The organism is Paraburkholderia sp. CI2, assembly GCF_014201055.1.
Classification (GTDB): Bacteria; Pseudomonadota; Gammaproteobacteria; order Burkholderiales; family Burkholderiaceae; genus Paraburkholderia; species Paraburkholderia tuberum.
On record NZ_JACHDL010000004.1, the window covers coordinates 70,920 to 96,660 of the forward strand.

The window sequence follows — 25,741 nt, forward strand, 5'->3', positions numbered from 1 at the left end:
TGAACCGCTAACGCTATCGATGCCGCTCGCTGCACACTCCGCCTCTTCCGTCGTCTCTCTACTGCCGTGGGGCGTCGCCGCGCTCGCCGCCTGCGCGGCGATCCTGTGGACGCTGCTGCGCACCGGCCTCGCGTGGCGGCTCGCCACCGACATCCCCAACGACCGCTCGCTGCACACGCGCCCGACGCCGCGCGTCGGCGGCTGGGGCATCGTGCCGGTCGCGGTGTTGCTGATCGCGCTGGCGGCGCCGTCGCTGTGGCTGCCCGCGCTTGCCGCGGCGCTGCTCGCGGCGCTATCGCAGCTCGACGATCGACGTGGCCTGCCCGCACGCGTGCGCTTCGGCGGTCATGCGGCGGCGGTGGCGGCACTGATCGCCGTCTATCCGGCCGACGTGCCGTGGTGGGCGCTCGCGTGCATGGCGGTTCTACTCGTGTGGCTCGTCAATCTCTACAACTTCATGGACGGCTCGGACGGCCTCGCGGGCGGCATGGCGCTGTTCGGCTTCGGCGGCTATGCGGTGGCCGCCTCGCTGTCGTCGCACGCGGACCCGGCGCTCGCGACGGCGAGCCTGATCGTCACAGGCGCGGCCGCGGGCTTTCTGCTGTTCAACTTTCACCCGGCGCGCATTTTTCTCGGTGACGCCGGCTCGATCCCGCTCGGCTTTCTGGCCGGCGCGCTCGGCTATTGGGGGTGGCGCGAGGGTGTATGGCCGGTGTGGTTTCCGGCACTGTGCTTCGCGCCGTTCATCGGCGATGCGTCGGTCACGCTGCTCAAGCGCCTGCTGCGCGGTGAAAAATTTTGGCAGGCGCATCGTGAACACTACTATCAAAGACTGGTGCAGTCGGGTTTCGGGCACGCATCGACCGCGTGGATTTGGTATTTGTTCATGGCGGCGGGCATAATACTTGCTGTTTGGGCGCTACAATTGGCTCTTCTGTATCAATGGCTGGTTGTCGTCGCATGGGCTGCCGTGCTGGTCGTCGCGGGCCTGTGTATTGATCGCCGCTGGCGGCGCCATGTGTCCCGTTCCGGGCCAATCTGAGGTTCTGCGCAATGAAAAGCTTCAAAGCCAGATGGCTTTCGTTCAGTGCGTTTGCGTTCGACCTGTGCGCGGTGGCAATGGCCTGGCTGCTGGCCTATGTGATCCGGTTCAACGGACCGGTGCCCGCGCCGTTCTGGTCGAGCGGGCTGCATGCGCTCGTGTGGGTGCTGCTGATCTACGCGGTGATGTTCCGCGGCTACGGCCTCTATCGCGGCATGTGGGTGTTCGCGAGCCTGCCCGATCTCGTGCGGATCGCGAAAGCGATCGGCGTCGGCGCGCTCGTCGTCGTGATCGGCTCGGCGCTGTTGCAGCCGGCGCCGGTCGTGCCGCGCTCGGTGCTGATCGTGTCGCCGATGCTGCTGTTCCTGACGATGGGCGGCTCACGCGCGCTGTATCGCGCGGCCAAGGAGTTCTATCGCTACGGCGGACTGGTCGGCCAGGGCAAGCCGGTGCTCGTGCTCGGCGCGGGCAATGCCGGCGCGAACCTCGTGCGCGAGCTGAAGCGCTCGGGCCAATGGCGCCTCGTCGGCCTGCTCGACGACGATCCGATCAAGCAGGGCCGTGAAATCTACGGCTATCGCGTGGTTGGTGCGATCAGCGATCTGCAGAAAATCTGCACGGAGCTGAAGGTCGAGCATGTGATCATCGCGGTGCCGTCGGCGTCGGTGGAGGCGCATCGGCGCATCGCCACGCTGTGCGTGCGCGCCGGCGTACGCGCGATGACGCTGCCCGCGCTCACGCCGCTCACGCAAGGTCAGGCGTTCCTGGCGCGCGTGCGGCAGATCGATCTCGAAGACCTGCTCGGCCGTGACCCGGTGACGATCGACACCGAGCACGTCGCCGCGCTGCTGAAAAACCGTGTCGTGATGGTGACGGGCGCGGGCGGCTCGATCGGCTCGGAGCTATGCCGGCAGATCCTGCGCTTCGGTCCGGTGCAACTGGTCGCGTTCGACATCTCCGAGTTCTCGATCTATCGCCTGAACGAAGAGCTGCGCGACAAATATCCGGAAGTGTCGGTGGTGCCGATCGTCGGCGACGTGAAGGACTCGCTGCTGCTCGATCAGGTGATGGCGCGCTACTGTCCGCACATCGTGTTTCATGCGGCGGCCTACAAGCATGTGCCGTTGATGGAAGAGGTCAACACGTGGCAGGCGGTGCGCAACAACGTGCTTGGCACGTACCGCGTCGCGCGCGCGGCGATCCGCCACGACGTCGCGCATTTCGTGCTGATCTCGACCGACAAGGCGGTCAATCCGACCAACGTGATGGGCGCGAGCAAGCGGCTCGCGGAGATGGCGTGCTCGGCGCTGCAGCAGCAGGGCGCGCGGCGCACGCAGTTCGAGACGGTGCGCTTCGGCAACGTGCTCGGCAGCGCGGGCAGCGTGATTCCGAAGTTCCAGGAGCAGATCGCGCGCGGCGGGCCGGTGACCGTCACGCATCCGGAAATCACGCGTTTCTTCATGACGATTCCGGAGGCGTCGCAACTCGTGTTGCAGGCGTCGAGCATGGGGCGCGGCGGCGAGATTTTCATTCTCGACATGGGCAAGCCGGTGCGAATCGCCGATCTCGCGCACGATCTGATCCGCCTGTACGGTTTCACCGAAGAGCAGATTCGCGTCGTGTTCACGGGTTTGCGTCCGGGCGAGAAGCTTTACGAAGAACTGCTCGCGGACGACGAAACCACCACGCGCACACCGCACCCGAAGCTGCGCATCGCGCAGGCGCGCGAGGTGCCGGACAGCCTGATCGACAATCTGCTGCCGTGGCTGATGCAGCATCGCGTGCCGGCCGACGATGAAGTGCGGCGCGATCTGCGGCGCTGGGTGCCGGAGTATCTGCCGGCGACGGCGACGACGCTGCGTAGTGTGGCGCCGGCGACGCGGGTGTCGTAGGCGTTCCGCCGCCGCGAGTCATCGGAGTAGTCGAAGCATTGAATCAGTACCCGCGAAGGCAGGTCATTTGACCCGTTGAAATTGGCTGTCGGATGTTTATCGATAAGAGCCCCTAAAGACATGCTGGGGCTTTTTTATTTTTGCCCAGGAGAGTTGACGACCATCGCGCACACCCCGGCTTTTCGGAGTTGTCTGAAGCCTGCGCCCGGCACATACACCTAGCATTGAATCGTCACCGCCCGGTATGTCATTCCCGCTGAGGTGGCGGCTCTGTTGGCTCTTTTTCTGTGATGCAAAAGTATTGCGCGCCCCTGTGGCGCTTTTTTTTGTCCAGGCGCAAGAGGCGGCAAATCCGGAATCGACCTGTAGCGCGCCAGCGGCCCGCGCGGTTACGGTCAAGGCTCACCAATGGGAGGAGCCTATGCAAGACGCAATGACCTACAGCCAGCGCAATCACGAGGCGTGAAACATGGCTTACTTCGGCAAATTCCTCGTGGACAACGCGCCGCTGTCACCGCTCACCATTAATGGCATCGGCACATTCGACGCCTATTCCGGCAACGGCCAATACCGCAATCGGGGCGGCTGCACAATGGTTCCCAATAACGGGCCGATCCCCGCTGGCAAGTACTGGATCGTCCCGCGCCCTACTGGCGGCGTGCGCTCTGCGGTAGAAACGTGGTTAAAAGATGAGTTCAATTACTACTCGTCGCACCCGACCGATCACAGTGAATGGTTTGCACTGTATCGTGATGATGGGCTAATCGACGATTACACATGGATCAACGGCGTGCGGCGTGGAAACTTCAGGTTGCATCCGGCAGGTGGTCGGGGTGTTTCGCTTGGCTGCATTACCCTGCCGAGCCGTACGGATTTCCTGAGAATCCGCAACTCACTCCTTCACACCATGACGATCCCTGCCGGCAATTCGGGGCTTCGCGCCTACGGAACAATTGAGGTCAGCACATATGGCAACACCTGTCCGAAGGGTGCTTAAAGTCCTACTGTTTATAGGTCTGTACCTTCTGTCATTCCGATTTGTCCGACCGTACGACGATGGGTGGACCGAGTCCGAGATGCGTGCATGGATACACGCTTCGGAGGTGCTAGGTATCGGCGATCCCGAAAACCTGTATATCGGCCTGTGGATGACTATCGAACTGCTCGTGGCGGTGCTGGCGTATGTGGCGATCATGAAGCTATGGCGGTGGTACCGCACGAAGTAGACGAAAGCCCCGGGGAGGGGCTTTTCTATTTTTGCCCTGGAGAGTTGACGACCATCGTGCACGCCCCGGCGTTTCGGAGTTGTCTGAAGCCTGCGCCCGGCACATACACCTAGCATTGAATCGTCGCAACCCGGTATCGCTTTCTCGCTGAGGTGGCGGTTCGGTTAGCTCTTTTATCTGTGATGCAAATTTTTGCGCGCCCTTGTGGCGCGCTTTTTTTGCCCAGGCGAAGGAGGCGGCAAATCGGGAATCGACCTGTAGCGCGCCAGGGGCACGCGCGCTTACGGTCAAGGTTCCCCGACGGGAGGAACCTGTGTAGGACGCAATGACCCACAGCCAGCGTAATCAGGAGGTGTGACATATGGCCTACACCGGCAAATTCCTCGTGAATAACGAGCCACTATCACCGCTCACCATTTCTGGCATCGGCACCTTTGACGCTTATTCTGGCGACCGGCAATACCGCAATCGGGGCGGCTGCACGGCTGTGCCTAGCAAGGGGCCGATTCCCGCCGGCAAATACTGGATCGTCGACCGTCCGACTGGTGGCATCCGTTCACAGGCTTACGCATTGGGAAAAGACGCGTTGAATGCCGTTTTCGGCCATCCATCGAATCACGGTGACTGGTTCGCCCTGTATCGGGATGATGGACTAGTCGATGATTTCACTTGGGTCAATGGTGTCAAGCGTGGGCAGTTCCGGTTGCATCCAGCAGGCGGGCACGGCGCATCACTTGGTTGCATTACCTTGCCGAGCCATAGCGATTTCATGAGAATCCGCAATGCGCTGCTGCGCACCATGACGATCCCTGCCGGCATTTCGGGGCTTCGGGCCTACGGAACAATTGAGGTCATCACATATGGCAACACTTGCCCGTAGACTGTTCAAGGTCACGTTGTTTCTGGCGCTGTTTGTTCTCTCTGTTCTTTATGTCCGGCCGTATCCGTACGAGTGGACAGAAAGCGAGTCGAATGCATATTGGGCGGCTTCCGATTGGCTCGGTGTGCGTGACCCTGATGACCTGTATTACATGGTGTGGGTGACTATCGAACTGATCGTGGCGGCGCTGGCGTATGTGGCGATCCTGAAGCTATGGCGGTGGTATCGCACGAGGTAGACGAAAGCCCCGGCGACGGGGCTTTTGTTTATCCCGTGCATTGATGAATTTGGAGGAATCTCGTGAAGAGAGGATTTATTGCTACATTTCGAGCCGAGTGAGCCGATTTTCAGCCTTTGTCGTTTCTGCTTACCGCTTCCCCTTCCTCACCACCATCCACCGCGGCGACTTGAACCTCACGATGCTCACGTAAAGCCACACATAAGTCGCCGCGAACACCACGACGAAGCAGAACAGATGCAGCGTGTGCCGCCAGAACAGCGTCGCCGGCACGACTGCAATCAGGCACAGCAGCCACAGATACGGCGACGTCAGCGAGTTGCGGCGCGTCAGCTCGCGCGCGGTGCGCGCGCCGACCGCCCAGCGCATCAGCCGCTTGTAGACCAGCATATGCAGATGCACGCCATCCGGGATGCCCGGCGACATGCCGCGAATGAACTTCTTGCGGTAGATCGAGAAGCAGGTCTCGAAGATCGGGTACATGAAAAGCAGCACCGGATACCACGCGGATACGTCGCGATTGCGCATCACGAGCAGGATCGACAGCTCGGCGAGCATGAAGCCGATGAAGTAAGCACCGCCGTCGCCGAGAAAAATCAGCCCGGCCGGGAAGTTCCAGATGAAGAAGCCGAGCACCGCGCCCATCATCATGAACGACGCGGACAGCACGACCGGGTCGTGCACCTGGAACGCCACATACGCGAGCGACGCGAACATCATGAACGCGACCATCGACGCGAGGCCGTTGAAGCCGTCGATGATATTGATCGCGTTGGCGAGCGCCGCGACCGCGAGCACCGTGACCACGAACGAGATCGCCGCATATGACAGCAGAAAGTCGAGCGGCGGCACGCTGATGCGCGTGACCGCGATGTCGAGAAAGAACCAGGCGAGCGCGGCGGCCGCCATCGTGCAGATGAGGCGCGCGAGCGGCGACACGCGCTTGGTCAGATCCTCGACGAGCCCCGAGCCGAACGCCGGCATGCCGCACGCGATCAACCCGAGAATGCTGCCCGATACGGCCGGATACGCGCGATGCAATTGCACCGCGGAGACGATCAGCCCGACCAGAATCCCAGTCCCGCCGATGCGCGGCACCGGACGCACGTGGAATTTCTGGACGCCGGCCAGATCGGTGTCGGTCGAGAACTTTTCATGCAGATGCGCATAGCGCACGATCAACAGCGTGATCAGCAGAGAGACGAGAAAGCCGAGCGCAAAACTAAGCATGAAAGTGGGCCTGAGCGAAGACGCGGAATTATACAAACGAAACGTGCGGCGGCCGGCGCGCGGCACGGGCGCGAAGCTTTCATCCAGGCCGGCAAAAAAATCCCAGATAGCGAGACCGAAGCGGCCCGCACAGGCCCGTGAGCGCTCGCTCCTCATGGATTCCCCCTATGCGGCGCGCGCGCGCCGCAACCGTAAACCTGGATGCGACGAAGTGTAAGTCGCGCGCAACAAAGGCGTTCCGGAGACCCAATGCTTAATAACATCACAATTCGTGGCGGACTGACGCTCGTGATCAGCGTATTCGTCGCCTTCCTTCTGACGGTGATCGCTGTCGGCTACGGCGCGCTGAAGCTCGCCAACGACAGCCTCGACGACACCCAGCGCAGTGCGGTCGCGCTGTCGCATCTGAAGGCGAGTTCCGAGAAGCTTCTGCAGGTGCAGCTCGAATTGGGCACCTATCAGACGTTGTTCAGCGTCGGCAAGCAGACCGACGATCTGCTGCCGGCCGCGCACAAGGTGCTGCTTGAATCGAACAACGACTTCCGCAACTACATGGCCGGCCCGTTCGCGAGCGACGCAGGGCGCAAGCTCGCGCAGAGCGTCGGCGACGCGCGCGCGGCGCTCGTCGACAAGGCGATCGAACCGGAATTCAAGGCATTGACCGACTTCGACTTCAACACCTTTCGCAACATCCAGGGCGACACGGCGAACAGCCTGTACGCGTCCTACTCGAAAGCGATCGACGCGCTCGAAAAAGCGCAGATGGACAATCAGCATCAGCAGGCCGCGACCGGCGCGCGACGCTTCCAGCTCGCGACAGTGCTGTTCGGCGCGATCGCGGTGATCGCGCTCGTGATCGCGGTGGGCGCTCGGGTCGCGTTGTCGTCGGCGCTGATCAAGCCGGTCAACGCGACGGTCAAGCACTTCGAGCGCATCGCGGCCGGCGACCTGAGCGTCGCGATCAAGGTGAAATCGCGCAACGAGATGGGCCAGCTGCTCGGCGCGCTGACGCGGATGCGCGACGGCCTCGTCGAAACGGTCGGCAAGGTGCGCGGCAGCACGAGCGCGATCACGCAGGGCGCGAACGAAATCGCGTCGGGCAATGCCGATCTGTCGGCGCGCACCGAGCAGCAGGCGGCCGCGCTGCAGCAGACCGCGGCGAGCATGGAGCAGCTGTCGGCGACCGTGAAACAGAACGCCGACAATGCCAGGCAGGCGAACCGCCTCGCGCACGGCGCGCTCGATACGGTCACGCGCGGCGGCAAGGTGGTGTCGCGCGTGACCGAGACGATGGACGGCATCAGCGAGTCGTCGCGCAAGGTCACGGAGATCATCGGCATGATCGAGGGGATCGCGTTTCAGACCAACATTCTCGCGTTGAACGCGGCCGTCGAAGCGGCGCGCGCGGGCGAGCAGGGACGCGGCTTCGCGGTGGTCGCCTCGGAAGTGCGCAGTCTCGCGCAGCGCTCGGGCGCGGCGGCCAAGGAGATCAAGGAGCTGATCGGCGAGTCGGCGGCGAAGGTCGAGGAGGGTGCCTCGCTGGTGTCGGATGCGCAGAAGACGATTCAGGAAGCGCTGAAGGCCGTCGAGCGCGTGACCGGCGTGATGAGCGAGATCGAGGCGTCGGCGCTCGAACAGAGCGACGGCATCGAGCAGGTCAACAAGGCGGTGTCGCAGATCGACGAGGTCACGCAGCACAACGCGGCGCTCGTCGAGCAGGCGGCGGCCGCGGCGAAGTCGCTGGAAGAGCATGCGATGGCGTTGCGTGATGCGGTCGCGGTGTTCCAGCTGGAAGGGGCAACGGCGTAACGCGTTCGGCAGCCGTGGCGCTCACCGTTCTGACGAGGTGAGCGCCAAAGCAAACGGCGGCGGCATCCGCGCTACGCGAATGCCGCCGCCATTTTTTTAACGGGATGCGCTGGTGCCGAAGCGCTTTATGCAAACCCCTGCGGATTCGTCGACTGCCAGCGCCAGTGGTCCGCGCACATGCGCTCGATGCCGAACTGCGCGCGCCAGCCGATGATTTTCTCGGCCGCGCTCGGGTCCGCGAAACACTGCGCGACGTCGCCCGGGCGGCGCGCGACGATCTCGTACGGCACCGGCCGCCCCGACGCCTTCTCGAACGAGCGCACCACGTCGAGCACGCTATAGCCCTGGCCCGTGCCGAGATTGACGACGAAGCTCGCATCGCGCTCGACGAGCGCATCGAGCGCGGCGAGATGCCCGCGCGCGAGATCGACCACGTGGATGTAGTCGCGCACGCCGGTGCCGTCGGGCGTCTCGTAGTCGCCGCCGAACACGCGCAGGCGGTCGAGCTTGCCGACCGCGACCTGTGCGACGTACGGCATCAGGTTGTTCGGAATGCCGGCCGGATCTTCGCCGATCAGGCCACTTTCATGCGCGCCGACCGGATTGAAGTAGCGCAGCGTCGCGATGCGCCACGATGGGTCCGACACTTCGAGATCGCGCAGGATCTGCTCGGCGATCAGCTTCGATTGACCATACGGATTGGTCGCCGAGAGCGGGAACGATTCGTCGATAGGCGAGCTCTTCGGCACGCCGTACACCGTTGCCGACGAACTGAACACGAACTGCTTGACGTTGCGATCGCGCATCACGCCGAGCAGCGTCAGCAGGCTGCCGACGTTGTTCGCGTAGTACTCGATCGGCTTCGCGACCGACTCGCCGACCGCTTTCAGCGCCGCGAAATGGATCGCGCCGGTGATCGGATGCGCATCGAAAATCCGCTGCAGCGCGGCCGCGTCGCGCGCGTCGTCGTCATAGAAGCTCACCGCACGGCCGGTTATTTTCTCGATGCGCCGCAACGATTCGCGCTTGCTGTTCACGAGGTTGTCGATCACCACGACGTCGTAGCCGCCGTTCAGCAGTTCGACGCAGGTGTGCGAGCCGATGAAGCCCGCGCCGCCCGTTACCAGAATCGTGCCCTTCGTGGTCATGCTGTTGCTCCCATTAAAGTAAAACACCCGTGATTTTTTGCACCAGGTCTTTGTACGTTTCGACGACCATGCGTTCGTCGAATTCGGTTGCGACTTTCTGCCGGCCGCGTTCCGCCATCGTGCGCCGCTCCGCGCCGCTCATGTCGAGCATGCGCGCGAGACTCGCGGCGAGGCTCTGCGCATTGCGCGCTTCGCACAACAAGCCGTTGACGCCGTCGGCCACCACCTCGCGGCAGCCGGGCACGTCGGTCGCGACGATCGGCCGGCCCATCGCCGACGCTTCCATCAGCGTGCGCGGCACGCCTTCGCGATACGACGGCAGCACCACGCAATCGGCATCGGCGATGAACGGCCGCACGTCGTGCGCCTCGCCCAGATATTCGATCACGCCTTCCTGTTCCCACGCGGCGACTTCGTCGCGCGTGATCGCGCTCGGATTGTCGACGCCGACCGGCCCGAGCAGCTGAAAGCGCGCGTGGCGGTAGCGCGCGCGCAATTGCCGCGCGGCCTCGACGTATTCGCCGACACCTTTGTCCCACAGCAGCCGCCCGATCAGCACGAAGCGAAACTCCGCGCGCTCGCGCAGCGGCGTGAACGTGAACTGCTCGAGATCGACGCCCTCGCCGTGCAACAGCCGCGCGCGCTCCGGATGCACGAGCAGCTTGCCGTCGATGAACGCGGCCTGATCGTCGCGATTCAGGAACCACACTTCACGCGGAAAGCGGAACGCAAAACGATACAGCCTTTTGGCGATCTGCGCGGCGCGGCTGTGCTGGATGAACACGTAGCCGAGCCCGGTGGTGACCGCCACCGACTGCACGCCAGCCAGCTTCGCCGCGATCGAGCCGTAGATGTTCGGCTTGATCGTGTAGTGAAACACGACATGCGGACGGATGGTCCTGTACTGCCGATACAGCGCGACGAGCGTGCGCAGATCTTCGCCCGGACTCGTGCCTTTCGACGCCATCGGCAGCTCGATGCAACGGCAGCCCATCGCGGCGAGCAACTCGAACGTGCGGTCGCGCGGCGCGAGCACCGTCACGTCGACGCCGCGCCCGATCAGCGTGCGGATCAGCCCTTGCCGATACGTATAGATTGCCCAGGCCGTGTTGCAAACGAGTGTAATGCGTAGCGCGGGCGTCGACTTGAAAGAGGGCTTCATGCGAAGAAATGCCGGGCGTTGAATGAAGTGTGGACCATTGATACGAAGACAGCACCCTACGATGCGGCGCGAACCTCAGCGAATGAAGCGACAGCGACAGCGGCAACGACAGCGACAACGACAGCGACAACGACAGCGACAACGACAGCGACAACGACAGCGCTCACACGCGGCGCGACTCAACGGCTCGCGCGCGGCGTGAGCAGCGCGCGCTTGACCCGCTGCAACGTGCGATAAGGCAGCATCAGATGCAACAGATTCTTCGCGAGGCCCAACCAGTCGTACGGGTTGGCCACGTTGAAGTAGCGCAACTGCAAACGCAGCGTCGAACCGATCTGCCGGCGCCGTTTCGTCGCGCTGATGCCGCCTTCGTTCAGCTCATAGAAAAGGCCGGGTTCCGGCAGATTTGCGCAGTCATAGCGTTCCATCAGACGTACGAACAGATCGAGGTCCTCCGCCGAACGATACGCGGCGCGGTAGTTGCCGACTGTGCGGACGGCATCGATACGCAGCATCATCGACGGATGCGCGAGGCACGAGCGGAAAAAGCGCTGGCGCCGGATCACGTTCGGCTCGGCCGGCGGCGTCAGCATGAAAAGCGGCTCGCCCGCGCGCGTGACGACCTGGGTCCACATGCCGAGGCCCGCCACGTTCGGATGCGCTTGCATGAACGCGCGCTGCTTCGCGAGCCGCCGCGGCACCGCGCGATCGCCCGCGTCGATGCGCGCCGCATAGCGAAAGCCGCGCTGCGCGAGCGCGTCGATGCCGGTTCGCAGCGCACGCTCGATGCCGCCGTTCCGCGCCATGCGCAGCACTTCGATCTTCAGGTTCGGCAGCGTGGGCGCGACGATCGGCGGCGTGCTGCCGTCATCGACGATCAGTACGTGCACCAGCGCACTTTCTTCGAACGACGCGAGCGTAGAATCGACGTCCGCCTGGCCGTTATAGGCGGGTATCAGCACCGCGACGTCGTCGAGCGTGGTTTGCGCGGAGGCGGATGAATTCGTCATGGGCGCAATTTGAAACGGATGTAATAAAGATTGACCGAGGCGGCCGCCAGATAGCCGGCCGCGAGGCCGACGAGCGCGCCATACGCGCCGAGCCGCGGGATCGCCAGCAGGTTGACCGCGAACGCGACGGCGAGCGCGAGCAGCCACTTGGCGAGCAACACGAACCTGGCCTGATATTTGAGCACGACCAGATTGCCGATCGCCTCGACGCCGGCCGGCACCGACAGCCACACGGCCCAGCGGAAGATTTCGATCGCGCCTTCGAAGTCCGGCCCGAACACACGGCGGATGATGAAGCCCGCGAGCAGATCGAGCACGAACGCGCCGCACACCATCAGCACGGCGCTCAGCGCGGTGAGCCGCCACATGTTGCGGCGCAGTTGCGCGATGCCTTGCACGCGGTAGACGAATGCGGGCGCAATGGTTTGCGCGAGCATCAGCGCGAGCGTGATCCAGTTTTCATTCAACTGCTGGGCGGCCGAGTAGCGACCGAGGTCGGCGAACGAAATCGCGCGCTCGAGCATCAGCCGGTCCAGTTTCAGAAATAGATACATACAGATGAGCCCGAGCCAGAACACGGTGCCCGCGCTCGCGAAGTGCCTGAAGAGCGAACGTTCGACATGCCAGCCCAGCTTGCCGCCATGCCGGCGCATGAAGTAGAGCAACAGCACCGCGCCGATCGCCGCCGATTCGAGCGCCCACAGCCAGCCGAAACGCGCGGGCGCGGCCGTCGCGCGCACCAGCAGATAGACGAGAGCCGCCTTGATCACCGCGGTGCTCATGCTGGTCAGCAATTGCGGCTTGCTGTAGGTCATGCTTTGCAGCCACGCGTTGATCACGCCGACGAACGGCTCGCGAAACAGCATCGTCACCGCAAGGCCGGCGAGCATCGCACCGACGAGCGGTTCGAAGAAGTGCAGCGCAATGCCGAGCCACGTGAGCAGCAGCGCAACGGCCGAGACGGAGAAGCGCAACGCGAACGCGCTGCCGAGGACAGTGCCGAGTTGTTCGGGCGGCCGGTTGACGATGGTCGGTACGAGGATTTCCGCGCCGCAGACCCAGGTGATCGGCGACAGCACCAGCAGCAGCGTATTCGCGTACTGCCATTTGCCGAACGTTTCGGGCCCGAAGTAACGCGCGAGCATGCCGCTGATCACGATTGCGACGCCGATCTGCGTGAGCCGCTCGAGACCCAGCCAGACGATGTTCGCAAACGCTCGGGTGACGTCGGGATTGGCGAAGCGCTTGACCGTCAGCATCCGTTGGCCGCTCGCCGCTGCGCGTCGGTCAAGCCGCCTCGCACGGCCATGCATGCGGCGCTATGCGCATTCGCCCGCCCGGCCGGCAGCCACGGCAACTTTACAAATGGAGGGCGTCTAAGCATTAGAATGGCGGTATTCAGGCTGGTCAGAAAAACGCAATTATAAGTTGGAACCGGACCGCTTCCGGCAAGGGCGCATCGAGGCGCGGTAGCAGGTGTTTTTAACGTGAGTATTACCGTGGTTTTTAACGCGAATTTTTACCGCGTTTTAACCGGCGATTGTTACCGGTCGAGATCGGTGCGCAGGTCAAAATTTTCCATTGCACGCAAGTGAGCCAACATGATCTCCAAATCCATTTTCAAGGCGTATGACATTCGTGGCGTCATTGGCAAGACGCTCGACGCCGACGCCGCGCGTTCCATCGGTCGCGCATTCGGCAGCGAAGTGCGCGCGCAGGGCGGCGACGCGGTCGTGGTCGCGCGCGACGGACGCCTGTCGGGCCCCGAGCTGATCGGGGCGCTGTCCGACGGCCTGCGTGCGGCCGGCGTCGATGTCGTGAACGTGGGCATGGTGCCCACGCCGGTCGGCTATTTCGCGGCGAGCGTACCGTTGCAACTGGCGGGCGGCGAGCGCCGCGTCGACTCGTGCATCGTCGTGACGGGTAGCCATAATCCGCCGGACTACAACGGCTTCAAGATGGTGCTGCGCGGCGCGGCCATTTACGGCGAGCAGATTCTCGCGCTGCATCAGCGCATCGTCGACGAGAACTTCGCCGACGGCAGCGGCAGCTACGCCGAGTACGACATCGCCGACGCGTATCTGGAGCGCATCGCGAGCGACGTGAAGCTCGCGCGTCCGATCAAGATCGTCGTCGATACCGGCAACGGCGTGGCCGGTGGGCTCGCGCCGAAGCTGTTCAGGAAGCTCGGCTGCGAACTCGTCGAACTGTTCACCGAAGTCGACGGCAACTTCCCGAATCACCACCCGGACCCGGCGCACCCGGAGAACCTCGAAGACGTGATTCGCGCGCTGAAGGAAACGGATGCGGAAATCGGCTTCGCGTTCGACGGCGACGGCGACCGCCTCGGCGTCGTCACCAAAGACGGCCAGATCATCTACCCGGACCGTCAGCTGATGCTGTTCGCCGAAGAAGTGCTGTCGCGCAACAAGGGCGCGCAGATCATTTACGACGTGAAGTGCACGCGCAATCTCGCGAAGTGGGTCAAGGACAAGGGCGGCGAGCCGCTGATGTGGAAGACCGGCCACTCGCTCGTGAAGGCGAAGCTGCGCGAAACCGGCGCGCCGCTGGCTGGCGAAATGAGCGGCCACGTGTTCTTCAAGGACCGCTGGTATGGTTTCGACGACGGCCTGTACACGGGAGCGCGTCTGCTCGAGATCCTCACGCGTGTCGCCGACCCGAGCAAGCTGCTGAACTCGCTGCCGAACTCGCACTCCACGCCCGAGCTGCAGCTGAAACTCGAGGAAGGCGAGAACTTCGAGCTGATCGCGCGTATGCAGCAGAACGCGAAGTTCACCGGCGCGGACAACGTCGTGAAGATCGACGGTCTGCGCGTCGAGTATCCGGACGGCTTCGGCCTCGCGCGTTCGTCGAACACGACGCCGGTCGTGGTGATGCGTTTCGAGGCCGACAACGACGCGGCGCTCAAACGCATCCAGAACGACTTCCGCCGCGTGATTCTCGCGGAGAAGGCCGATGCGAAACTGCCGTTCTGACGGCTGATGCGGCGCTGCGCTTCGAAGTTCGTTAAGACGGCTCGAAGCGTCGCCCCTACCGAACGCGGCGCGGGTTGCCTTACCGCGCCGCGTTTTTCATGTCTTTCATGGACGGCGCGCTAGAATTGCGGTCCTTTCAACGCATCTTCGAGCCGGATAGCCGGTTTTCCCACTCTTGAGCGCGCAAAAGATACTGATCGTGAGGGTGTCGTCGCTGGGCGACGTCGTTCACAACATGCCCGTGATCGCCGACATCCGGCGCCGCCATCCCGACGCGCAGATCGACTGGCTCGTCGAGGAAAGCTTCGTCGGGCTCGTGGAACTCGTGAGCGGCGTGCGGCGCGCGATTCCGGTGTCGCTGCGGCGCTGGCGCAAGCGCATCCTGTCCGTCGACAACTGGCGCGAGATCGGCGCGTTTCGCCGCGCGCTCGCCGCCGAGCACTACGATCTGGTGATCGACTGCCAGGGCCTCATCAAGACCGCGTGGCTCGCGAACATGGCGCGCGGACCGCTCGTCGGCCTCGGCAACCGTACCGAAGGCGCCGGCTACGAATGGCCGGTGCGCTTTTTCTACGGGCGGCGCGTGCCGATCGCGCCGCGCACGCACGTGGTCGAACGCACGCGTCAACTGGTGGCCGCGGCGCTGAACGATCCGCCGCCGCAACCCACCGACGACATCGACTTCGGTCTCGACACGGGCCGTGCCGCGCTCGCGCTGTCGCAGGCGAATCTGAATCTGCCGGTGCCGTACGTGGTGTTCGTGCACGCGACTTCGCGCGCCGACAAGCAGTGGCCCGATGCCGCGTGGATCGAACTCGGGCAGGCGCTGGTGCGGCGCGGCGCGTCGATCGTGCTGCCGTGGGGCAGCGACGCCGAGCGCGCGACCAGCGAGCGGCTCGCGAAGGAGTTCGGCGCGGCCGCGATCGTGCCGCCGAAGCTGTCGCTGCCGGCGGTGGTGGGGCTGATCGATGGCGCGGCCGCGACGGTCGGGGTTGACACAGGTCTGGTCCATATCGCGGCGGCGCTGAAGCGGCCCACGGTCGAGTTGTACAATTTCTCGACCGCGTGGCGCACCGGCGGCTACTGGTCGCCGAACGTCGTCAATCTCGGCGCGGCGGGGCAGCCGCCTACGCTGCAGCAGGTGAAGTCGGTGCTTGCCGGCTTCGGGCTGTTGTAACCCGGGCCGGCCGGCATCAGCACCTGCTGCATCCTGTCGGTGCGTTTCGCCTTGCGCACCCTCCGTTCCAAAGGGCGACCATGAACGAAACCCAGATCATCGAAGTAGCGAACGCCGACTGGCACGGCTGCAACCTGTCCGTGCCTCGAGAGACGCTGCTCGCCGGCGTCGAGCGCGGCAAGGTGCTGTACTTCCCGAACCTGCGCTTCGCGATCGACGGTGGCGAGCAGGCGCTGCTCGACCCGGCGCTCGCCGATCCGAACCGCAAGAACATCAGCCTCGAACCGAACGGCGGCGCGCTGCATGGCGTGGCCGGCGATGCGGTCACGCAATCGGCGGTGCGCGCGTTGATCGCGCGTTATCAGGCGAATGCGCGCACGCTCGTCGACGGGCTCTTTCCCGAGTACAGCGGCAAGCTGCGGGTCGCGCCGACGAGCCTGCGGCTGCATCAGGTCGAGACTCGCGAAACCTCGTGGCGCAAGGACGATAGCCGTCTGCACGTCGACGCGTTTCCGTCGCGGCCGAATTACGGCGAGCGCATCCTGCGCGTGTTCACCAACGTCAATCCGCATGGCGTGCCGCGCGTATGGCGCGTCGGCGAGCCGTTCGAGGATATGGCGCAGCGCTTCCTGCCGCGTATCAAGCCGCAGATGCCCGGCTCCGCGTGGCTGCTGAATCTGCTGCACGTGACCAAATCGCTGCGCAGCGAATACGATCATCTGATGCTCAGTCTGCACGACGGCATGAAGGCCGACCTCGACTATCAGAAGACGAGCCCGCAACAGACCATGCCGTTTCCACCGGGCAGCGTGTGGGTGTGCTTCTCCGACCAGACCTCGCATGCGGTGATGTCCGGCCAGTTCATGCTGGAGCAGACTTTCTTCCTGCCAGTGAAGGCGATGGCGCAGCCGGAATGCGCGCCGCTCGGCATTCTCGAGCGCCTGAAGGGCAGGGCGCTGGTTTGAGCGCGGCGGTCGATTCGAGGGCCGGGCAGATGCCGGCCCGCATCGCGCGCATGAGCGCGCTGCGCTTTCCGAATCACGCGGGGCGCCGATGCTAAGGGCGATCTATCGCGCGCTCTGGTGGCTCATCGCGCCGCTGGCGGTGCTGCGTCTGTTGATCCGTTCGCGTAAGGAGCGCGGTTATCGCGAGCATATCGGCGAGCGCTTCGGTTACTCGCGCGGGCGCTTGTTGGAGGACAACGCGCCGTTGATCTGGGTGCATGCGGTGTCGGTCGGAGAGACGCGCGCCGCGCAACCGCTGATCGATGCGCTGATGAAGGCGCGCCCCGACGCGCACATTCTGCTTACGCACATGACGCCGAGCGGCCGCGCGACCGGCATCGAGATTTTCGGCGACCGCGTGTTGCGCAGTTATCTACCGTACGACATGCCGCATGCGGTACGGCGCTTCTTGCGCGGGTGGCGGCCTTCGCTCGGTCTCGTGATGGAAACCGAGGTGTGGCCGACCCTCATCGACGAGTGCCGTCGCGCCGACGTGCCGCTCGTGCTGACCAACGCGCGGATGTCGGCGCGTTCGTTCAAGCGCGCGGCGAAATTCGGCGGTGCGACGAAAGACGTGTTCGGCGGCTTCGCGCGCGTGCTCGCGCAGAGTCCGTCCGATGCCGAGCGGTTGACCTCGCTCGGCGCGCGCAATGTCGCGGTGCTCGGCAATCTGAAGTTCGACATGAGCACGCCGCCCGAACTCGCGGCACGCGGCCACGCGTGGCGCGCGGCGATCGGCACGCGGCCCGTGTGGGTCGCGGCGAGCACGCGCGAGGGCGAAGAAGCGCTCGTGCTCGAGGCGTTCGCGGCGCTCGGCATCGACGATGCGCTGCTGCTTCTGGTGCCGCGTCATCCGCAGCGCTTCAATGAAGTCGCGGCGCTCGTCGAGAAAGCGGGGTTGCGGCTCGAACGCCGATCGAGTTGGGCGCCCGATGCGAAGGTCGCGTCGGCGGCGCGCACCGCTGACGATGGCGTGGCGCCGCTGCCTCGCGACGTGAACGTGCTGCTCGGCGATTCGATGGGCGAGTTGGGCGCTTACTACGCGGCGTCGGATCTTGCGTTTATCGGCGGCAGTCTGTTGCCGCTTGGCGGACAGAACCTGATCGAAGCGTGCGCGGTCGGCGTGCCGGTGCTGATCGGGCCGCACGTGTTCAACTTCACGCAAGCCACCGCCGATGCGGTCGCGGCCGGTGCCGCCGTGCAGGTGCAGGACCCGGCCGATCTGGCGCGCGCGCTGCGCGAGCTGTTCGGCGACAAGTCGCGGCGGCTCGCGATGGGCGGTGCGGCTGCCGCGTTTGCGGCGAGGCATCGCGGGGCGACGGCGAGGACGGTGGATGTATTGGCGGCGTTGTTGCCGGAGTAGAGGTGACTGTGGTGCCGCGGTTAGCAAAAAAGGGACGCCCGACTCTGTTGTACTTTTTCCTGCAGTGGCGTCGTGCCCGAGATGTCGGGGGCCTCAGGAAGCGACAAGGCGCAGTCCGCGCCAATCGAAGTGCAAAATTCTGAGCTGAGGTCCCGGAACGCCGGTGACGACCGCGCCGAGCGAATTATTCAAGCCGCGAGCGCCACGCACTTTGTGGCTAACGCTTGCTTATGTGATATGAACCATCCGAGTGTTATTGCTGCTTCGCGACAGACTCGTCGCTTATTGGGCTTGTGTCGGCGCTACGGCGTCGAGCGCTTCCTCTTCCTGCGGAGGTGTGTGGGTCTGCCGGATTTGCTCAATCATCTTGGTTAAGACATCAAAAGCCGTTTCCGGCGTGGCTTGCGTCGGGGTTGGTTTGCCTGGGTTTTGATGTGCAATCCAATCGCGATATTGCTTGATTTGCTTGACCTGCCCGATGAGATCGGGGTCAACTTCGCCTTTGAAAAGATTGAGAATCTCACCGAACTTCCAGTATTCGACTTCATTCTCGAACTTTTCAGCCAGCTTGTCGGAATACTGCTGCGGATATCCGGCGGCCAGCAGCCGATTGGCCGTTTGCAGATGCTCGATGACGAACCGCTCAAATGTGGCGAATAGCGCCAAAATGGCAAGGTCAGCCGCTTGCCTGGCTGCGTCTTGAAGGGCGGTATTTGCTTCCTCCGGAGTTGCCCCAATGAACTGTGTGCGTCGGATGAGTTCTTCGTGCTGGATTTGAATCGTGCGCGTGGCGACCTTGAAGCAATCGTTCGCCACAGCAAATGCCTTATAGACTGGATCCAGAGGATTATTAAAATTCATAGTCGGAAACATCCGTGAGCAGGTCAAGAAACAGACTCTCTTCAACGCGCTTTGCTCGACGTACTCTCGCCTCGATCCAGTACCAGCCATCTCCGTCGACTCCAGAAAGCATGGGTGCCGACGACGAGGTTGTGTTTTTCCCACCAACGGTAGTCTGCGTCGAAAACGTCGGACCTTTTCCAACGTAGAAAAGGAACGCATGTCTCGTCACACGGCCGATTAGATCCACTCTCCCGTGCGCGCCGATGATTTTCGATCCGACAGGCTGGATCTTGGCCACTGACACTCCGTCCTTTGATATGTGAAGGATCGGGGCATCATATTGGGCCATCATCTCTTCACTGAGTGTTGTGACGTCGCGTTCCACGGTTAGACCATGGTCTCTGCACCAGGCACTCACTTCCCCCAGGAAGGTTGTGACGCGCTGCACATATTCGGCGGAAGAAGAGCCTGCATCTTCGGTTTTTGGTTCAGCCATTGTCTGTCCTTGTATCGTCAGCATGCGCGCACTGCGGCACGCCAACGTCTGCCAGCACAGTCCACATATTTGCGCGTATCAGTGAGATATGAGCAAATGTTCTCGCGCTCACATCTGAAGCCTCAGCGTACCACTGAATCCGTCGCAAAACCTTCAAAGCGTTTGCTGGCGCTGTTGCGGAATGATCGATTCACGCTCGCCAAGCTTACGTTCGGCGATTTGCAGAGCCACGTGGCGGCGCGTAACGAAGCGCTCGAGTGGGGGCGTTTTCCGAGGTGAAGGTGAACAAACGCGCTATACGCCTGACGTCGCGCTGCGTGAGGCGGAGCGGTATACGCCTTTGCCTACCGTGCCGGGTGCTCCAGAGCTCAACTGAGTTTTCGGCGCAGGGACCCGCGCGCTCAGCGAAGAAGTTTCCAATCCATTCGAACGCGGCTGCGCGTTCTTCCTGTTCGGCGCGTTGCAGCAGTTTTTCTTCGACGGCAACAAGCGCACGTCGCGCTTCATGATGAACGGCGCGCTGATGGCAAACGGTATCGATGTGATCAGCGTGCCCGCTCATCGCGCGGCCGACTTCAACGAAAAGATGGTGCGCTTCTATCTATCGAAGGATGGCACCGAAATGATGGCATTCCTGCGCGAATGCCATCTTGGCGAGTGAAGCGTCACTTGCTTACACCTTCAACAACCCCTTCTTTTCAATAAACTTCACCACATCATCAAGACCCTCGAGCGCCTTCAGATTACACATCACAAACGGTCGCTCGCCGCGCATCTTCTTCGCGTCCGATGCCATCACGTCGAGGTTCGCGCCCACCAGCGGCGCGAGATCCGTCTTGTTGATCACGAGCAGGTCCGACTTCGTGATCCCAGGTCCGCCCTTGCGCGGAATCTTCTCGCCGCCCGCGACGTCGATCACGTAGATCGTCAGGTCCGACAGCTCCGGGCTGAAGGTCGCCGCGAGGTTGTCGCCGCCCGATTCGATGAACACGATGTCCGCATCCGGAAAACGCGTGAGCATGCGGTCGACCGCTTCGAGGTTGATCGATGCGTCCTCGCGGATCGCGGTGTGCGGGCAGCCGCCCGTCTCGACGCCCATGATGCGCTCGGCCGGCAGCGCGCCCGCGACGGTCAGCAGACGCTGATCCTCTTTCGTATAGATGTCGTTCGTGATCGCGACGAGGTCGTACTGGTCGCGCATCGCCTTGCACAGCATTTCGAGCAGCGTGGTCTTGCCCGAGCCAACCGGGCCGCCGACGCCCACGCGCAGCGGCGGCAGCTTCTTCGTGCGGATCTGGCTCGCGGTATGGGAAGCGGAATGATGAGATGCGTTCATGATGGATCGTGGGAATCGTGCTACGAGCGGAAGAGCCGCGAATACTGCGACTCGTGGCGCGCCGACAGAATGCCGAGCTGCGGCGCGAACGTATTGAGGTCGTCACGCGAGGTCGCCAGCGCGCGCGCGACGGCCGCGTCGATCGGCTCACGCAGCGCGACGATGATGCGTTGCCCCGCGAGCTGGCCGAGCGGCACCGCCTTCAACGCGGCGGCGGCCTGGTTCTCGACCCAGCTGAACGCATAGGCGGCGAGCGCGGCATCGACCGGAGCATCGTGCGCGTGAGCGGCGAATGCGAACGCGCTCGGCTGCGCGAGTGGCGTGAGCGACGCGAGCGTTTCGCGCCTCGCCACGTCGCCCCATTCGAGCGACACGCACAGCTGTCGCAGCGACCAGCCCATCTGCTCCGTTTCGCGGCGCAGTTCGGCGGACTCGCGACTCGCGAGGAATTCGGCGTTGGCGTCGGCGAGTTCCACGGCGTCGTGCGTGCGCCAGCGTTCGATCTGCTGCGCGAGGAACGGCAACTCGCCGCGCGCGAGCACGTCGGTCAGGCCGCGTTCGATCCATATGCGCGCGGAGTCGGCATCGGTGATGAGCTGCGCTTCAATCGCCGCTTCGAGACCCTGCGAATAGCTGAACGCGCCAATCGGCAGTGCTGGCGACGCGAGATGCAGCAGCGCGGTGAATTCAGCGATGCGCATGACGATGCGGGTGGTGTCCATGTCCGCACGATTCGTCGTGCACGTGGTCATGGTCGTGATCGTGCGAGTGCGAAGAGCCCTCATGGGCATGAGCATGCTCATGCCCATGATGCTCACCAAACACCTGCTGCGCGATCGCATAGTCCTCGGCGAACGTCTCGTCGTGCCCATGCTTATGTCCACCGCCATACGCCCCGGCTTCAGGCTGAAACGGCAGCGACACCTGCTCGACCGTCGCGCCGATGCGCTTGAGCATGTCGGCGAGCACCGGATCGTATTCGAGCTTCAGATAATCGGCGCCCACTTCGATCGGCGTATGACGATTACCGAGGTGATAGGCGGCGCGCGTCAACGTCAACGCGTCCGATGCGCGTACGACAAGCACGGCTTCATCAGCCGCAACGACACGCACGAGCTCGCCATCATCGGCGACGAGCACGTCGCCATCGCGCAGCACGGTGCCGCGCGGCAACAGCAGTGCGACTTCCTCGCCGTCATCGAGCGTCGCGGCGAGACGGCTCTTGCGACGTTCATCGAACGCGAGCGTCAAGGTCGGCGCACGCTTGACGAGTACCGGCGCGAGCTTCAGATGCGGCGCGAGAAGTTTGTTCAGTGTACGCATGATCAGAACAGGAAATAGCGTTGCGCCATCGGCAGCACGGTGGCCGGATCGCAGGTCAGCAACTGGCCGTCGGCGATCACCTGATAGGTTTCCGGATCGACGCTGATGTTCGGGCGCCACGCGTTGTGAATCATGTCGGCCTTCGTCACGTTGCGGCAGTTCTTCACCGCGACGATGCGCTTGTGCAAACCATAGCGTTCGGCCACATTCGCATCGGCGGCGAGTTGCGACACGAAGGTCAGCGACGTGCGGCCCAGCGCTCCGCCGCGCGTCGCGAACATCTCGCGATAGTGCACGGGCTGCGGCGTCGGAATCGACGCATTCGGATCGCCCATCTGCGCCATCGCGATCATGCCGCCCTTCAGGATCAGCGACGGCTTGATGCCAAAGAACGCCGGCTCCCAGAACACGAGGTCGGCCCACTTGCCCGGTTCGATCGAACCGACTTCATGCGCGATGCCGTGCGTAATCGCCGGATTGATCGTGTACTTCGCGACATAGCGTTTCGCGCGGAAATTGTCGTGACGCGCGTTGTCCTCGGGCAGCGCGCCGCGTTGCACCTTCATCTTGTGCGCGGTCTGCCACGTGCGGATGATCACTTCGCCGACGCGGCCCATCGCCTGCGAATCCGAAGAAAGCATCGACAGCGCGCCGAGATCGTGCAGGATGTCCTCGGCGGCGATCGTCTCGCGGCGAATCCGCGATTCGGCGAACGCGATGTCTTCGGCAATCGACGGATCGAGGTGATGGCACACCATCAGCATGTCGAGATGCTCGTCGAGCGTGTTGACCGTGTAGGGCCGCGTCGGATTCGTCGACGACGGCAGCACGTTCGCTTCGCCGCACACCTTGATGATGTCCGGGGCGTGGCCGCCGCCCGCGCCTTCGGTGTGATACGTGTGGATCGTGCGGCCCTTGAACGCGGCGACGGTCGCTTCGACGAAGCCGGCTTCGTTTAGCGTATCCGTGTGGATCGCGACCTGCGTGTCGGTATCGTCGGCGACGTCAAGGCAGTTGTCGATCGCCGCGGGCGTCGTGCCCCAGTCCTCGTGCAGCTTCAAACCGATCGCGCCCGCGGCGATCTGTTCGGTCAGCGGTGCCGGCTGGCTCACGTTGCCCTTGCCGAGAAAGCCGAGGTTCATCGGATAGCCGTCGGCCGCTTGCAGCATGCGTTCGAGATGCCATGGCCCCGGCGTGCAGGTGGTCGCATTCGTGCCGGTCGCGGGGCCGGTGCCGCCGCCGAGCATCGTCGTCACGCCGCTCGCGAGCGCTTCCTCGATCTGCTGCGGGCTGATGAAGTGGATGTGCGTATCGATGCCGCCCGCAGTCACGATCAGCCCTTCGCCCGCGATCACTTCGGTGGCTGCGCCAATCGCGATCGTCACGTTCGGCTGGATGTCGGGATTGCCGGCCTTGCCGATCGCCGCGATGCGGCCGTCCTTGATGCCGATGTCGGCCTTCACGACGCCCCAGTGATCGAGGATCACCGCATTCGTCACGACGGTATCGACGACCTCGGCATGCACGCGCTGCGACTGGCCCATGCCGTCGCGAATCACCTTGCCGCCGCCGAACTTGACCTCTTCGCCGTAGGTCGTGAAGTCGCGCTCGATCTCGATCAGCAGTTCGGTGTCGGCGAGGCGCACGCGGTCGCCGGTGGTGGGGCCGAACATCTCCGCGTACGCGCGGCGGCCAATGCGTAGTGTCATGGTGTGGGTCCGGAATGAGCTACAAGCGAGCGACAGGCAAGGCAAGGCGCAGCAGGGCGGTCGAAACGCCAGGGCGCGGGCAGCGCATCACAGCTTGCCCATCACCTTGCCGTTGAAGCCGTAGACGATGCGCTCGCCGGCCAGCGCGACGAGTTCGACCGTGCGCTCCTGACCGGGCTCGAAGCGCACCGCGGTGCCCGCCGCGATATTCAGGCGAAAGCCGCGCGCCGCTTCGCGATCGAACGACAGCGCGTCGTTCACCTCGTAGAAATGATAATGCGAGCCGATCTGCACGGGACGGTCGCCGGTATTCGACACGACCACCGTGACCGTCGCGCGGCCCGCGTTCAGTTCGTGCTCGCCGTCGTCGATGAGGAGTTCGCCGGGAATCATGGGGGCCTGCCTTGACGAAGAGGAGTTCAGGGAATCGGGTGATGGACGGTGACGAGCTTGGTGCCGTCGGGAAACGTCGCTTCGACCTGGATGTCGGGGATCATCTCGGGCACGCCCTCCATCACGTCGGCGCGCGTGAGCAGCGTGGTGCCATAGTGCATCACCTCGGCGACGCTCTTGCCGTCGCGCGCGGCTTCCATCAGCGCGGCGGTGATGAAGGCGACCGCCTCCGGATAGTTCAGCTTGAGGCCGCGCGCGCGGCGCCGTTCGGCGAGCAGCGCGGCGGTGAAGATCAGCAGCTTGTCCTTCTCGCGAGGTGTCAGCTTCATCGGGTGTGGGTCTCGGCGTTTGATGTGTCGTGGCGGCGTCGTGGTCGCGTCGCGGTGACGGGGGCCTGGCGTCGCGCGATCAGCCGGTCACGGTATCAAGTTCGGCTAACGGCGCGCTTACAACTACGTTTGCGGCCGCGCATGCCACCGCGTTTGCGAAGTTACAGGTCGGCGGGCAGCGGTGCGCCGAACCACTTCTTCGACATCGCACCGAGCGTGCCGTCGTGTTTGGCCTGGGCGATCGCAGCATCGACCTTCTGTTGCAGGCGCGGCTCGTTCTTGTTCATGCCGACGAAGCATGGCGAGTTCTTGATCACGAACTTCGGCTCCGGACGGCGCGGCGGATTTTTCGCGAGGATCGCGGCCGCGACGATGTTGCCGGCCGCGATCAACTGCACCTGGCCGGACAGGAACGCGGCGATCGTCGCGTTGTTGTCCTCGAAGCGCTTGATCGTCGCGTTCGGCGCCATCTGCGTGAGACCGATTTCCTCGAGCGCACCGCGCGTTGCGCCGACGGTCTTGCCGGTGAGATCGGCGGGACCGCTCACCTTGATGTCGGCGGGACCGAACACGCCCTGGTAGTACGGCGCGTACGCGCTCGAAAAGTCGATCACCTTCTCGCGCTCGGGCGTTTTGCCGAGCGACGAGATCACGAGGTCGACCTTGCCCGTTTGCAGATACGGAATGCGGTTCGCGCTGTTGACCGGCACGAGTTCGAGCTTCACGTTCATCGCTTTGGCGAGCAGCGCGGCCGTGTCGATGTCATAGCCCTGCGGCTTCATGTCGGGGCCGACCGAGCCGAACGGCGGATAGTCCTCGGGCACGGCGACCTTCAGCACGCCGGCCTTGGCGATGTTGTCGAGCGTGTCGGCGTGCGCGGGGCCCGCATGAAACGCGAGATCGGCGACGATGGGCAGGGCGAGCAATGCGGCCAGCAAGGCGCGGCGCGCGGAGCGGGAGAGAGTGCGGGTCATGGGCGTGAGCAGTGGTGGTGTCGTGGGTGTCGGGTCGTCGCTGGCTTCATCGTGGCCGGCCGCGAAGTGGCGAGTGCCACGCAAGCTGTGTGCCATCCCTCTGCCGCGTGGCGCGGCGGCGTGCTACGCCAGTTCGCGCACATGGTTGGGGCGTGCGCGTG

At 63.8% G+C, this 25,741-nt stretch carries 26 protein-coding genes; 12 read left to right on the top strand and 14 right to left on the bottom strand.

The features are described from left to right. The first annotated feature begins 19 nt into the window (after positions 1–19). The 6 genes from HDG32_RS07690 to HDG32_RS07715 all read left to right on the top strand — a co-directional run bounded on the left by HDG32_RS07690 (position 20) and on the right by HDG32_RS07715 (position 5,278). On the top strand, positions 20–1,042 hold the full coding sequence (locus HDG32_RS07690; protein WP_184065189.1) for a glycosyltransferase family 4 protein: 1,023 nt from the start codon (positions 20–22) through the stop codon (positions 1,040–1,042). Positions 1,043–1,053: 11 nt separating this feature from the next. After that, entirely contained in the window at positions 1,054–2,934 is a 1,881-nt protein-coding gene (locus HDG32_RS07695; protein ID WP_184065191.1) for a nucleoside-diphosphate sugar epimerase/dehydratase, read from the top strand. A 469-nt stretch (positions 2,935–3,403) separates the two neighbouring features. Beyond that, positions 3,404–3,931 carry a DUF2778 domain-containing protein gene (locus tag HDG32_RS07700; RefSeq protein WP_184065193.1) on the top strand — a complete coding sequence of 176 codons (528 nt, stop codon included), beginning with the start codon at positions 3,404–3,406 and terminating at the stop codon, positions 3,929–3,931. A 79-nt stretch (positions 3,932–4,010) separates the two neighbouring features. Beyond that, complete coding sequence (locus tag HDG32_RS36990; RefSeq protein WP_311539619.1) at positions 4,011–4,160, top strand: hypothetical protein; 150 nt, start codon at positions 4,011–4,013, stop codon at positions 4,158–4,160. Positions 4,161–4,521: 361 nt separating this feature from the next. Continuing rightward, the gene (locus HDG32_RS07710; RefSeq protein WP_184065197.1) at positions 4,522–5,040 is read left to right on the top strand and encodes a DUF2778 domain-containing protein; all 519 of its coding nucleotides are present in this window, start codon (positions 4,522–4,524) and stop codon (positions 5,038–5,040) included. Continuing rightward, a complete protein-coding gene (locus HDG32_RS07715; protein ID WP_090803343.1) occupies positions 5,021–5,278 on the top strand; it encodes a hypothetical protein in 258 nt (85 codons plus the stop codon). Before HDG32_RS07710 ends, HDG32_RS07715 begins: the two co-directional genes overlap by 20 nt. 129 nt (positions 5,279–5,407) lie before the next feature. On the opposite strand, the gene HDG32_RS07720 is transcribed toward HDG32_RS07715, so the two are convergent. Next, positions 5,408–6,508, bottom strand: coding sequence for a glycosyltransferase (locus HDG32_RS07720; protein WP_090803345.1), 1,101 nt, complete (start codon positions 6,506–6,508; stop codon positions 5,408–5,410). Positions 6,509–6,757: 249 nt separating this feature from the next. Between HDG32_RS07720 and HDG32_RS07725 the strand changes: the two genes are divergently transcribed. Then, positions 6,758–8,317, top strand: a complete 1,560-nt coding sequence (locus tag HDG32_RS07725; RefSeq protein WP_184065199.1) for a methyl-accepting chemotaxis protein — start codon at positions 6,758–6,760, stop codon at positions 8,315–8,317. Positions 8,318–8,442: 125 nt separating this feature from the next. Here the strand turns inward: HDG32_RS07725 and galE are convergent, their stop codons facing one another. The 4 genes from galE to HDG32_RS07745 form a co-directional block, all read right to left on the bottom strand. Continuing rightward, entirely contained in the window at positions 8,443–9,465 is a 1,023-nt protein-coding gene (gene galE, locus HDG32_RS07730; RefSeq protein ID WP_184065201.1) for a UDP-glucose 4-epimerase GalE, read from the bottom strand. 13 nt (positions 9,466–9,478) lie between these two features. After that, on the bottom strand, positions 9,479–10,627 hold the full coding sequence (locus HDG32_RS07735) for a glycosyltransferase family 4 protein (RefSeq protein WP_184065203.1): 1,149 nt from the start codon (positions 10,625–10,627) through the stop codon (positions 9,479–9,481). Positions 10,628–10,806: 179 nt separating this feature from the next. Further along, a complete protein-coding gene (locus HDG32_RS07740) occupies positions 10,807–11,637 on the bottom strand; it encodes a glycosyltransferase (RefSeq protein ID WP_184065205.1) in 831 nt (276 codons plus the stop codon). Further along, positions 11,634–12,896: an oligosaccharide flippase family protein gene (locus HDG32_RS07745; RefSeq protein WP_184065207.1), complete on the bottom strand. Its 1,263-nt coding sequence runs from the start codon at positions 12,894–12,896 to the stop codon at positions 11,634–11,636. The genes HDG32_RS07740 and HDG32_RS07745 overlap by 4 nt, the downstream gene beginning before the upstream one ends. Positions 12,897–13,238: 342 nt before the next feature. On the opposite strand from HDG32_RS07745, the gene HDG32_RS07750 reads away from it, so the two are divergent. From HDG32_RS07750 to waaA, 4 genes are all read left to right on the top strand, one after another. Beyond that, positions 13,239–14,633, top strand: a complete 1,395-nt coding sequence (locus HDG32_RS07750) for a phosphomannomutase/phosphoglucomutase (RefSeq protein WP_184065210.1) — start codon at positions 13,239–13,241, stop codon at positions 14,631–14,633. A 175-nt stretch (positions 14,634–14,808) separates the two neighbouring features. Further along, the gene (waaC, locus tag HDG32_RS07755; RefSeq protein ID WP_184059725.1) at positions 14,809–15,810 is read left to right on the top strand and encodes a lipopolysaccharide heptosyltransferase I; all 1,002 of its coding nucleotides are present in this window, start codon (positions 14,809–14,811) and stop codon (positions 15,808–15,810) included. 80 nt (positions 15,811–15,890) lie between these two features. Next, positions 15,891–16,775 carry a Kdo hydroxylase family protein gene (locus tag HDG32_RS07760; RefSeq protein ID WP_184020906.1) on the top strand — a complete coding sequence of 295 codons (885 nt, stop codon included), beginning with the start codon at positions 15,891–15,893 and terminating at the stop codon, positions 16,773–16,775. An 88-nt stretch (positions 16,776–16,863) separates the two neighbouring features. Continuing rightward, positions 16,864–18,177 carry a lipid IV(A) 3-deoxy-D-manno-octulosonic acid transferase gene (waaA, locus tag HDG32_RS07765; RefSeq protein WP_184065212.1) on the top strand — a complete coding sequence of 438 codons (1,314 nt, stop codon included), beginning with the start codon at positions 16,864–16,866 and terminating at the stop codon, positions 18,175–18,177. 282 nt (positions 18,178–18,459) lie between these two features. Here waaA and HDG32_RS07770 read toward each other — a convergent pair whose 3' ends face one another. Both HDG32_RS07770 and HDG32_RS07775 read right to left on the bottom strand, forming a co-directional pair. Continuing rightward, positions 18,460–19,038, bottom strand: coding sequence for a hypothetical protein (locus HDG32_RS07770; protein WP_184065214.1), 579 nt, complete (start codon positions 19,036–19,038; stop codon positions 18,460–18,462). After that, on the bottom strand, positions 19,028–19,516 hold the full coding sequence (locus HDG32_RS07775) for a hypothetical protein (protein WP_184065215.1): 489 nt from the start codon (positions 19,514–19,516) through the stop codon (positions 19,028–19,030). Before HDG32_RS07775 ends, HDG32_RS07770 begins: the two co-directional genes overlap by 11 nt. 460 nt (positions 19,517–19,976) lie before the next feature. Here HDG32_RS07775 and HDG32_RS36285 point away from each other — a divergent pair, with 460 nt between their 5' ends. Further along, a complete protein-coding gene (locus HDG32_RS36285; protein WP_260336299.1) occupies positions 19,977–20,177 on the top strand; it encodes a hypothetical protein in 201 nt (66 codons plus the stop codon). A gap of 12 nt (positions 20,178–20,189) precedes the next feature. On the opposite strand, the gene ureG is transcribed toward HDG32_RS36285, so the two are convergent. From ureG to HDG32_RS07815, 7 genes are all read right to left on the bottom strand, one after another. Then, entirely contained in the window at positions 20,190–20,852 is a 663-nt protein-coding gene (gene ureG / locus HDG32_RS07785) for an urease accessory protein UreG (protein ID WP_184020910.1), read from the bottom strand. A gap of 20 nt (positions 20,853–20,872) precedes the next feature. Then, entirely contained in the window at positions 20,873–21,553 is a 681-nt protein-coding gene (locus HDG32_RS07790; protein ID WP_184065728.1) for an urease accessory protein UreF, read from the bottom strand. Next, positions 21,540–22,175, bottom strand: coding sequence for an urease accessory protein UreE (gene ureE, locus HDG32_RS07795; RefSeq protein ID WP_184065217.1), 636 nt, complete (start codon positions 22,173–22,175; stop codon positions 21,540–21,542). Before ureE ends, HDG32_RS07790 begins: the two co-directional genes overlap by 14 nt. 2 nt (positions 22,176–22,177) lie before the next feature. Continuing rightward, positions 22,178–23,884 (bottom strand): urease subunit alpha, encoded by a 1,707-nt coding sequence (gene ureC, locus HDG32_RS07800; RefSeq protein ID WP_184065219.1) that lies wholly within the window; start codon positions 23,882–23,884, stop codon positions 22,178–22,180. 87 nt (positions 23,885–23,971) lie between these two features. Next, on the bottom strand, positions 23,972–24,277 hold the full coding sequence (locus HDG32_RS07805; protein WP_018419648.1) for an urease subunit beta: 306 nt from the start codon (positions 24,275–24,277) through the stop codon (positions 23,972–23,974). Between the two features lie 26 nt (positions 24,278–24,303). Next, on the bottom strand, positions 24,304–24,606 hold the full coding sequence (gene ureA / locus HDG32_RS07810; RefSeq protein WP_008923043.1) for an urease subunit gamma: 303 nt from the start codon (positions 24,604–24,606) through the stop codon (positions 24,304–24,306). A 161-nt stretch (positions 24,607–24,767) separates the two neighbouring features. After that, positions 24,768–25,580: a transporter substrate-binding domain-containing protein gene (locus tag HDG32_RS07815; protein WP_090803364.1), complete on the bottom strand. Its 813-nt coding sequence runs from the start codon at positions 25,578–25,580 to the stop codon at positions 24,768–24,770. Positions 25,581–25,741 lie beyond the last annotated feature (161 nt).